The 8,538-nt window shown below is 65.3% G+C and carries 10 protein-coding genes, 1 pseudogene and 1 riboswitch; of the genes and pseudogenes, 5 read left to right on the top strand and 6 right to left on the bottom strand.

The features are described from left to right. Window positions 1-57 precede the first annotated feature (57 nt). A complete protein-coding gene (gene ybgC / locus JMF90_RS12845; protein WP_053525121.1) occupies window positions 58-543 on the bottom strand; it encodes a tol-pal system-associated acyl-CoA thioesterase in 486 nt (161 codons plus the stop codon). A 107-nt stretch (window positions 544-650) separates the two neighbouring features. Beyond that, window positions 651-1,397 (bottom strand): SDR family NAD(P)-dependent oxidoreductase, encoded by a 747-nt coding sequence (locus JMF90_RS12840; protein ID WP_011544683.1) that lies wholly within the window; start codon window positions 1,395-1,397, stop codon window positions 651-653. Window positions 1,398-1,577: 180 nt separating this feature from the next. Next, a riboswitch (ZMP/ZTP riboswitch) is annotated at window positions 1,578-1,678 on the top strand. 137 nt (window positions 1,679-1,815) lie between these two features. Here JMF90_RS12840 and glyA point away from each other — a divergent pair. The 3 genes from glyA (at window position 1,816) to JMF90_RS12825 (ending at window position 4,018) form a co-directional block, all read left to right on the top strand. Then, window positions 1,816-3,063, top strand: a complete 1,248-nt coding sequence (gene glyA, locus JMF90_RS12835; RefSeq protein ID WP_011544684.1) for a serine hydroxymethyltransferase — start codon at window positions 1,816-1,818, stop codon at window positions 3,061-3,063. A gap of 6 nt (window positions 3,064-3,069) precedes the next feature. Beyond that, a complete protein-coding gene (nrdR, locus tag JMF90_RS12830) occupies window positions 3,070-3,549 on the top strand; it encodes a transcriptional regulator NrdR (RefSeq protein WP_011694173.1) in 480 nt (159 codons plus the stop codon). Between the two features lie 181 nt (window positions 3,550-3,730). After that, window positions 3,731-4,018: a prepilin-type N-terminal cleavage/methylation domain-containing protein gene (locus JMF90_RS12825; protein ID WP_231691672.1), complete on the top strand. Its 288-nt coding sequence runs from the start codon at window positions 3,731-3,733 to the stop codon at window positions 4,016-4,018. Window positions 4,019-4,072: 54 nt separating this feature from the next. On the opposite strand, the gene JMF90_RS12820 is transcribed toward JMF90_RS12825, so the two are convergent. From JMF90_RS12820 to JMF90_RS12810, 3 genes are all read right to left on the bottom strand, one after another. After that, on the bottom strand, window positions 4,073-4,516 hold the full coding sequence (locus JMF90_RS12820; protein ID WP_027813026.1) for a DUF3318 domain-containing protein: 444 nt from the start codon (window positions 4,514-4,516) through the stop codon (window positions 4,073-4,075). Between the two features lie 43 nt (window positions 4,517-4,559). Then, window positions 4,560-4,949, bottom strand: coding sequence for a phage holin family protein (locus JMF90_RS12815; RefSeq protein WP_043887579.1), 390 nt, complete (start codon window positions 4,947-4,949; stop codon window positions 4,560-4,562). A gap of 118 nt (window positions 4,950-5,067) precedes the next feature. Then, the gene (locus JMF90_RS12810; protein ID WP_006494044.1) at window positions 5,068-5,370 is read right to left on the bottom strand and encodes a YqjD family protein; all 303 of its coding nucleotides are present in this window, start codon (window positions 5,368-5,370) and stop codon (window positions 5,068-5,070) included. Window positions 5,371-5,688: 318 nt separating this feature from the next. Here JMF90_RS12810 and JMF90_RS12805 point away from each other — a divergent pair, with 318 nt between their 5' ends. Continuing rightward, window positions 5,689-6,327, top strand: coding sequence for a peroxiredoxin (locus tag JMF90_RS12805; protein WP_006476788.1), 639 nt, complete (start codon window positions 5,689-5,691; stop codon window positions 6,325-6,327). Window positions 6,328-6,447: 120 nt separating this feature from the next. Here JMF90_RS12805 and JMF90_RS12800 read toward each other — a convergent pair whose 3' ends face one another. Then, window positions 6,448-7,635: an acyl-CoA dehydrogenase gene (locus JMF90_RS12800; RefSeq protein ID WP_011544689.1), complete on the bottom strand. Its 1,188-nt coding sequence runs from the start codon at window positions 7,633-7,635 to the stop codon at window positions 6,448-6,450. Between the two features lie 274 nt (window positions 7,636-7,909). Between JMF90_RS12800 and JMF90_RS12795 the strand changes: the two are divergent. Continuing rightward, window positions 7,910-8,538: pseudogene (locus JMF90_RS12795) on the top strand (IclR family transcriptional regulator); the annotation flags it as partial.

Raw genomic sequence — 8,538 nt, 5'->3', positions numbered from 1 at the left:
AACCTTGCTTAGTATCGAATCAGAACGGCAAGTTCATAGGCTTTGTCTAAACGGCGCTCATGCGCGCTTCGTTGACAAACCCGTCTGCCCGGCGTCGATGACGGGACCGCGTTGCAACGCGTCGAGCACGACCGGCGGGATGGCCGCGGGCCGGATGCCGTGACGGTCGACGCAGCCGAGGCGGATATGCCCGGCCACGAGCAGCGTGTCGCCACACCAGGCTTCCTGCGTGAATTCCACCGAGGCACGGCCGATGCGTCCGGGCCGGCTCGTGATCGTCAGCGTGTCGTCGAGTCGCGCCGGCGCGCGGTAGTCGAGCGACGTGCTGCGCACGATGAAGATCGCACCGGTGTCGTCCGCGAGCCGACGCTGGTCGACGCCGCATGCACGGAGCCACTCGGTGCGGGCGCGCTCGAAGAACTTCAGGTAGTTGGCATAGAAGACGATGCCGCCTGCATCGGTATCCTCGTAGTACACGCGCACCGGCCAGGTAAAGCCGGACGGCGCTTCCGGGGAGCGGGTAGGCTGAGTCATGGCGCGCATTCTACCGGAAGGCAAAGGCCCGATTCGTAACCGATTCGTAACGGAATGTAGTGCGTCGTAGCACACCGCGGGCCGCCCGGAGGCGGGCCCGCGGCTGCGGGGACGGGTCAGCCGCGATGGATCGTGAGGCCGGCCGGGGCTTGCGCGACCGGCATCATTTCGATCGTATTGATGTTGACGTGCGCGGGGCGCGTGGCGATCCAGTAGATCGTATCGGCGATGTCCTCGGCCGTGAGCGGCTGGACGTTCTGGTAGACGTTCGCCGCCTTTGCATCGTCGCCGCGGAAGCGGACGTTCGAGAATTCCGTGCCGCCGCACAGGCCCGGTTCGATGTCGGTGACGCGCAACGGCGTGCCGATCAGGTCGGTGCGCAGGTTCAGGCTGAATTGTCTGACGAAAGCCTTGGTCGCGCCGTAGACGTTCCCGCCCGGATACGGATAGGTGCCGGCCACCGAGCCCAGATTGAAGATATGGCCGCGACCGCGCGCGATCATGCCCGGCAGCAACGCGTGCGTGACGGTCACGAGGCCCGAGCAGTTCGTGTCGATCATGGTCTGCCACTCGTCGAGGCTCGCCTTCTGGGCCGGCTCGACGCCGAGCGCGAGGCCGGCGTTGTTGACGAGCACGTCGAGCGCCGCGAATTCGGCGGGAAGGGCGGCCGGCACGGCTTCGACGGCCGCGCGGTCGCGCACGTCGAGCTCGAACGGCAGCAGCGCGTCGCCGAGTTCGGCCGCGAGCGCATCGAGGCGATCCTTGCGGCGTGCGGTGGCGACGACGCGATGGCCGCCCTTGACGAAGGCACGGGAGATGGCGGCGCCGAAGCCGGCGGACGCACCTGTGACGAACACGATCATTGCTGCTCCTGGTCGGTAACGGAATAGCGGGTGGAATCCTGCAAGCCTACTGAGAATGCCGCACCGCGGCAAGACGGCGAAGCGTGTCGGCACGGGCGCGTAGAGTCTGGCCCTTATTGTTTGGAGCGCCCTGCCGTGCGGTTGCCTATTCATGACGCATCCAATACACTAATGCGCTCATCACCCCTGCGTGACTGGCGATAGAACCCTCAGGGTTCAAGGTGGAGCATCCCACCGTGAAGCGCGGGGCGCCGTTTTTGCCGTTCGCCTGGGCAGCCGTTGTGCGCCGTCGCGTGCATCGCCGGTGGCTGTCCTGCCTCGCGTCATACGGATTCTTCCGCCACGTCGAGCTGGTCTCGCCAGCAGCGCACCGTACTCGGCCACTCCGGTCAACCTGTACACACTTAACGGAAACCGTATGTTTGACAGAGCCCAAAGCACCATCGCGAACGTCGATCCCGAAATCTTTGCAGCGATCGAGCAGGAAAACCGCCGCCAGGAAGATCACATCGAGCTGATCGCATCGGAAAACTACACGAGCCCGGCCGTGATGGCCGCGCAGGGCTCGCAGCTCACGAACAAGTACGCGGAAGGGTATCCGGGCAAGCGCTACTACGGCGGTTGCGAGTACGTCGACGTGGTTGAGCAACTGGCGATCGACCGTGTGAAGCAGCTGTTCGGTGCGGAAGCGGCGAACGTGCAGCCGAACTCGGGTTCGCAGGCGAACCAGGGCGTGTTCTTCGCGATGCTCAAGCCGGGCGACACGATCATGGGCATGAGCCTCGCGCACGGCGGCCACCTGACGCACGGCTCGCCGGTGAACATGTCGGGCAAGTGGTTCAACGTGGTGAGCTACGGCCTGAACGAAAACGAAGACATCGACTACGAAGCGGCCGAGAAGCTCGCGCAGGAACACAAGCCGAAGCTGATCGTCGCGGGCGCGTCGGCGTTTGCGCTGAAGATCGATTTCGAGCGTCTGGCGAAGATCGCGAAGTCGGTGGGCGCGTACCTGATGGTCGACATGGCGCACTACGCTGGCCTGATCGCGGCGGGCGTGTACCCGAACCCGGTGCCGCACGCGGATTTCGTGACGACGACGACGCACAAGAGCCTGCGCGGCCCGCGCGGCGGCGTGATCCTGATGAAGGCCGAGTACGAGAAGCCGATCAACTCGGCGATCTTCCCGGGCATCCAGGGCGGCCCGCTGATGCACGTGATCGCGGCGAAGGCGGTGGCGTTCAAGGAAGCGCTGTCGCCGGAGTTCAAGGAATATCAGCAGAAGGTGGTCGAGAACGCACGCGTGCTGGCCGAAACGCTGGTCAAGCGCGGGCTGCGGATCGTGTCGGGCCGCACCGAAAGCCACGTGATGCTGGTCGACCTGCGCGCGAAGAACATCACGGGCAAGGCAGCGGAAGCGGCACTCGGCGCGGCGCACATCACGGTGAACAAGAACGCGATCCCGAACGATCCGGAAAAGCCGTTCGTGACGAGCGGCGTGCGCCTGGGTTCGCCGGCGATGACGACGCGTGGCTTCGGGCCGGCGGAAGCCGAGCAGGTGGGTAACCTGATCGCCGACGTGCTGGAGAACCCGGAGGACGCAGCGACGATCGAGCGCGTGCGTGCGCAGGTCGCCGAGCTGACCAAGCGTTTCCCGGTCTATCGCTGATCGCCGATGCGCTGCCCGTTCTGCCGGCATGACGACACGCAGGTCGTCGACTCGCGCGTGTCCGAAGATGGCGCCGCGATTCGCCGGCGCCGTCGCTGCTCGGCTTGCGACAAGCGCTTCACGACGTACGAGCGGGTCGAACTGAACCTGCCGGCCGTCGTGAAGAAGGACGGCAGCCGCACGGAATTCGACCGTCGCAAGATCGTCGCCAGCATGCAACTCGCGCTGCGCAAACGGCCGGTTGCGGCCGACGCGATCGACGCGGCGGTCGCCCGCATCGAGTATCAACTGCTCGCGACTGGCGAGCGTGAAGTGCGTAGCGAGAAGCTGGGCGAACTCGTGATGAACGAGTTGCGCGGCCTCGATACGATCGCCTATGTCCGCTTCGCATCGGTGTATCGCCGGTTCGAGGACGTTTCCGAATTTGCCGACGTGATCGAAGAGTTCCGTCGCGCCTCTCCCGCCAAGACCCCCCGTAAGCGCTGACGCGCTGCGTCCGTTTATCGTCTGCTCCATGGGTTCGATTCGCGCCGATTGTGTCGGTCGCGATCGCATGTCGCCTCGGCCGTTCGGCAAATGGCGCACGTTTGCACGCGCCGCTACAGTCGTCGCATCACCGTGGCGGAGGGCGATTGCGATGGAACGGGGCGCTCGACCCTTGAAGAATATGGTGCAACGATCGTGCGGATTCACGCTCGTCGAGTTGATGGTCGCCATGTCGCTCGCGGTGGTCGACATGGCGCCGCCCCCGGCGTTGTCGGACGCGCTCGCGTACGCGCCGCCGGATGGCGACGGTTCACCCGTGAGCTATGAACTGGCGGCGACGCCGCTCGACACCGGGCCGATGCACGACGATGCATGCGGCACGTTCACGCTGCGTTCGGACGGGACGAAAGGCAATACAGGAAGCGATGGCGTCGACGAACCGGGCGCTGTCTGCTGGGGTGTGCGCTGAGTGCGCAAGGAAGGCGCGCAGTGGCGCAGGGCCGTGCGCGCGGGATGCCGACGATCAGTCGTTCTGTGCGTCGAGCCCGCGTTCGTCGCGGGACTGTTTCCAGATCCGGTAGACCTCCCATGCGGCGAAGCCGAGCGTGCCCCACTTCAACGCGGGGCCCGCGCTCGCACGCAGCAGCGAGCGAACGGGTTTCGCCAGCACGAGCGACGCGAGCGAACTCAGCATCGGATACTGGTTGACGAGCTGGCCGAGGCTTGCGTTCAGGTTCTTGGCCGACTGGCCGAACCTGCTGGTCGACAGCCCGGGGATGAACACCTTGAGCCAGCTGAAGCGCGTGACGGCGTGGCGCATTTCGGCGGCAGCCTCCGCAAATTCGAGCCGCTCGACTTCGGATCGCAGGATCAGCAATTCCTTGCGGAGCGCGCGGTGCTGCGACGCACTCCAGTTCGATCGCGACGAATGGGAGCGGGAGGGATTGCCCGTGATGTTCTGGCTCATGGCGCGTCGACGAAGTAGGTGGGAGGGATGAGCGCGAAGGCGTTCACGGCTTGCCGCGGAACAGGTCGCGGTCTTTCTCGAGCTCGGCGAGCGTCGCCTCGAACACGGTCGGCGCGTCGCGCAGGCCCGAGCGCGCCTTCAGCGCGCATACGATGCCGCCAATGGCATACAGCGCGGTGATCGCGGCGAGCGCCTGCCAGCGGTAGGTATCCCAGAACGCGATCGCGATCAGCACGGTCAGGCTGATGAGCGCCATCGTCGCGAGCATCATCGCGGCGAGTCCGAGGAACAGCACGCCCATCAGGCGCTCCTTCTCCTCGGCGAGCTCGATGCCCACCAGTTCGAGGCGCGTCTGCAGAAGGCCGATGGCGGAGCCGACGAGGCGGCGCAACGGTCCTTGACCGGACGGCTGCGAGGGGGTGTCTGTCGTCATGGATGAGGTGCTTGCGCGTGCAGTAAGCAGCTAGGACAAAGCCGGCCGGCGCGGGCCGGCCGGCTTCGACGCCCGCAGGCCGCAACCCGGCCCGCGGGACGAAACGGCGCAGAGCGCGTTACTTGCGGTTGATCAGCAGGCCGATCAGCACGCCGACGCCGGCGGCCACGCCGATCGACGTCCACGGATGCTCGTGCACGTAGTCGTCGGTCGCGCGTGCAGCCTTCTTGCCTTTCTCGACCACCACGACCTGGACGTCGGCTGCCTTTTCCTTGGCCTGCTTCAGGCGCGACATGGCTTTCTCGCGCAGCTCGGCCGCACGGTCGCCCGTGCTGCTCGCCGCTTGCTTGAGCAGGTCTTCGGCGTCCGAGAGAACGGTTTTGATATCCGACATCAGTTTCTCCTTGTTGATTTCCGACATTGCAACTCCCTTCGTGCTGTCATGCTGCAGGTTCACATCGTAGCGAAACCCCTGCCTGCTGGCGAGCCGGGAAGACACACGGCGGCAGCGCAAGACTGCATGGTAAACGACTTGTAATCATGAACAGAGCGGCAAACGGGTTGAAAAGTTTCCCCCGCGAGCTTCCGTTCTGCCATGACGCCGGGTAAAAATGACAAAAAAGTATGAATATCAAACGGAATAATCGTTCGCACGGCCCATTGCTTCCCGTAAGCTGATGGACTGCCCCGCGCTGTCCAGCGCGCGGTTTCAACCAGCATCGTTCGAGGAGGGAACATCATGAGTCTGCGTCTTGGCGACATCGCACCGGATTTCGAGCAGGAATCGAGCCTGGGCACCATCAAGTTTCACGAGTGGCTCGGCAACAGCTGGGGCGTCCTGTTCTCCCATCCGGCCGACTACACGCCGGTGTGCACGACCGAACTCGGGCTGACCTCGAAACTGAAGGGCGAATTCGAGAAACGCAACGTGAAGGTGATCGCGCTGTCGGTCGACGGCGTCGAATCGCACAAGGGCTGGATCAACGACATCAACGAAACGCAGTCGACGGTCGTGGGCTTTCCGATCATCGCCGACGCGGACCGCAAGGTGTCGCAGCTGTACGACATGATTCACCCGAACGCGAACGAAACGCTGACGGTGCGTTCGCTGTTCGTGATCGACCCGAACAAGAAGGTGCGGCTCACGATCACCTATCCGGCCAGCACGGGGCGCAACTTCGACGAAGTGCTGCGCGTGATCGACTCGCTGCAACTGACCGATAATTACAAGGTCGCGACGCCCGGCAACTGGAAGGACGGCGACGACGTCGTGATCGTGCCGTCGCTGCAGGATCCGGAAGAGCTGAAGAAACGCTTCCCGAAGGGCTTCAACGCGGTGCGTCCGTATCTGCGGCTGACGCCGCAGCCGAACAAGTAAGCATCGGCGGCCAGGAGCCGCGGCTCCGATGAAAAAAAGCCCGCTCGGCAGTCATGCCGAGCGGGCTTTTGCTTGGGCGGCGTGCGCGGCATCGCTGCCGCGTGCGTCATGGCCGGATCATCAGAAGAATGCCTGGATGCCCGTCTGCGCGCGGCCGAGGATCAGCGCGTGGATGTCGTGCGTGCCTTCGTACGTGTTGACCACTTCGAGGTTCACGAGGTGGCGCGCGACGCCGAATTCGTCGGAGATGCCGTTGCCGCCGAGCATGTCGCGCGCGAGGCGGGCGATGTCGAGCGCCTTGCCGCACGAATTGCGCTTCATGATCGACGTGATCTCGACGGCGGCCGTGCCTTCGTCCTTCATCCGGCCGAGGCGCAGCACGCCTTGCAGGCCGAGCGTGATTTCGGTCTGCATGTCGGCGAGCTTCTTCTGGATCAACTGGTTCGCGGCGAGCGGCCGGCCGAACTGCTGGCGGTCGAGCACGTACTGACGCGCGGTGTGCCAGCAGGACTCGGCGGCGCCGAGCGCGCCCCACGCGATCCCGTAGCGTGCCGAGTTCAGGCAGGTGAACGGGCCGCGCAGGCCGCTCACGTTCGGCATCAGGTTCTCTTCGGGCACGAACACCTCGTCGAGGACGATTTCGCCGGTGATCGATGCGCGCAGCCCGACCTTGCCGTGGATCGCCGGCGCCGACAGGCCTTTCCAGCCCTTCTCGAGGATGAAGCCGCGGATCGCGTCCTTGCCGTTCTCTTCCAGCTTGGCCCATACGACGAATACGTCGGCGATCGGCGAGTTGGTGATCCACATCTTCGCGCCGGACAGCGCGTAGCCGCCCGGCACCTTCTTCGCGCGCGTGACCATGCTGCCCGGATCGGAGCCGTGGTTCGGCTCGGTCAGGCCGAAGCAGCCGATCCATTCGCCGGTCGCGAGCTTCGGCAGGTATTTCTGCTTCTGCGCGTCGGAGCCGAATTCGAAGATCGGCACCATCACGAGCGACGACTGCACGGACATCATCGAACGGTAGCCGGAGTCGACGCGCTCGACTTCGCGCGCGATCAGCCCGTAGCTCACGTAGTTGAGGCCGGGGCCGCCGTATTCCTCGGGAATCGTCGGGCCGAGCAGGCCGACCTCGCCCATCTCGCGAAAGATGACCGCGTCGGTGCGTTCGTGGCGGAACGCTTCGGTGACGCGCGGCGCGAGCTTGTCCTGGGCATACGCCTGCGCGGCATCGCGGACCATTCGCTCTTCTTCGGTCAGTTGCTGGTCGAGCAGCAGCGGATCGTCCCAATGAAAAGTTGCAGCACTCATCGTCTCATCTCCTGTCGGCCCGAGTTGGCGCTTCAGCGCTTAGTCGGGCCCCATGCTTCGCGGTCGGCCCGAGTTGGCGCTTCAGCGCTTACTCCGGCCCCATGCGTTACGGTCAGTGGGAGCGGGCGCTTCGGCGCCGGCCCCGAGTCCGTGCTTTTCAGTCGGACAGAGGCCGCGCTGCAGCGCTTGCTCCGGGCTGATGCCTGAAGTTCGCTTGACTTGCGTTCCGCTGTGCGGAACAATGTTTTGCAAATCGACCTCAGTGTAGCACCGGATGACACTTTCAACCATCGACGACACCACGATCGACGAGCGCAAGTTCGTCGTCGCGCTCGCGCGCGGGCTCGACCTGCTGCGCGCTTTCCGGCCCGGCGAGACGATGCTGGGCAATCGCGATTTCGCGGAACGCACGGGGCTGCCGAAGGCAACGGTGAACCGGCTCGCCTATACGTTGACCGTGCTCGGCTATCTGCGCTACGACGAGACGCTCGGAAAGTATGCGCTGGACGCCGGCGTGCTGTCGCTCGGCTACGCGCTGCTGTCGGGCTCGGGCACGATCGATCTCGCGCGGCCGCACATGCAGGCGCTCGCGCGCGAGATCGGCGCGGCCGTGTCGCTCGGCTGCCGCGACGGGCTCGACATGATCTATCTGGAGACGATCCGCAGCGAGACCGCGCTGACGCTCGGGCTCGCGCCCGGTTCGCGGCTGTCGATGCTGACGAGCTCGATGGGGCGCGCGTACCTGGCCGTGCAGCCGGAGGACGTGCGCCGCGCGCTCTATGCCGAACTGCACCGCGCGGCCGGCGGCGCGGCCGACGCCGATGCGCTCGTCGCCGCCGCGCAGCAGGCGGTGCCGAATTCTCGGCGGGCGTTGCTGCTATTCGTTCCGCGCGTGGCACGCGG

Origin of the sequence: Burkholderia sp. E168m23 (assembly GCF_016586125.1) — a bacterium.
GTDB classification, from domain to species: Bacteria; Pseudomonadota; Gammaproteobacteria; order Burkholderiales; family Burkholderiaceae; genus Burkholderia; species Burkholderia orbicola.
The sequence above is the reverse complement of the archived record's forward strand: the minus strand, read 5'-3'. Positions and strand labels throughout refer to the sequence as shown.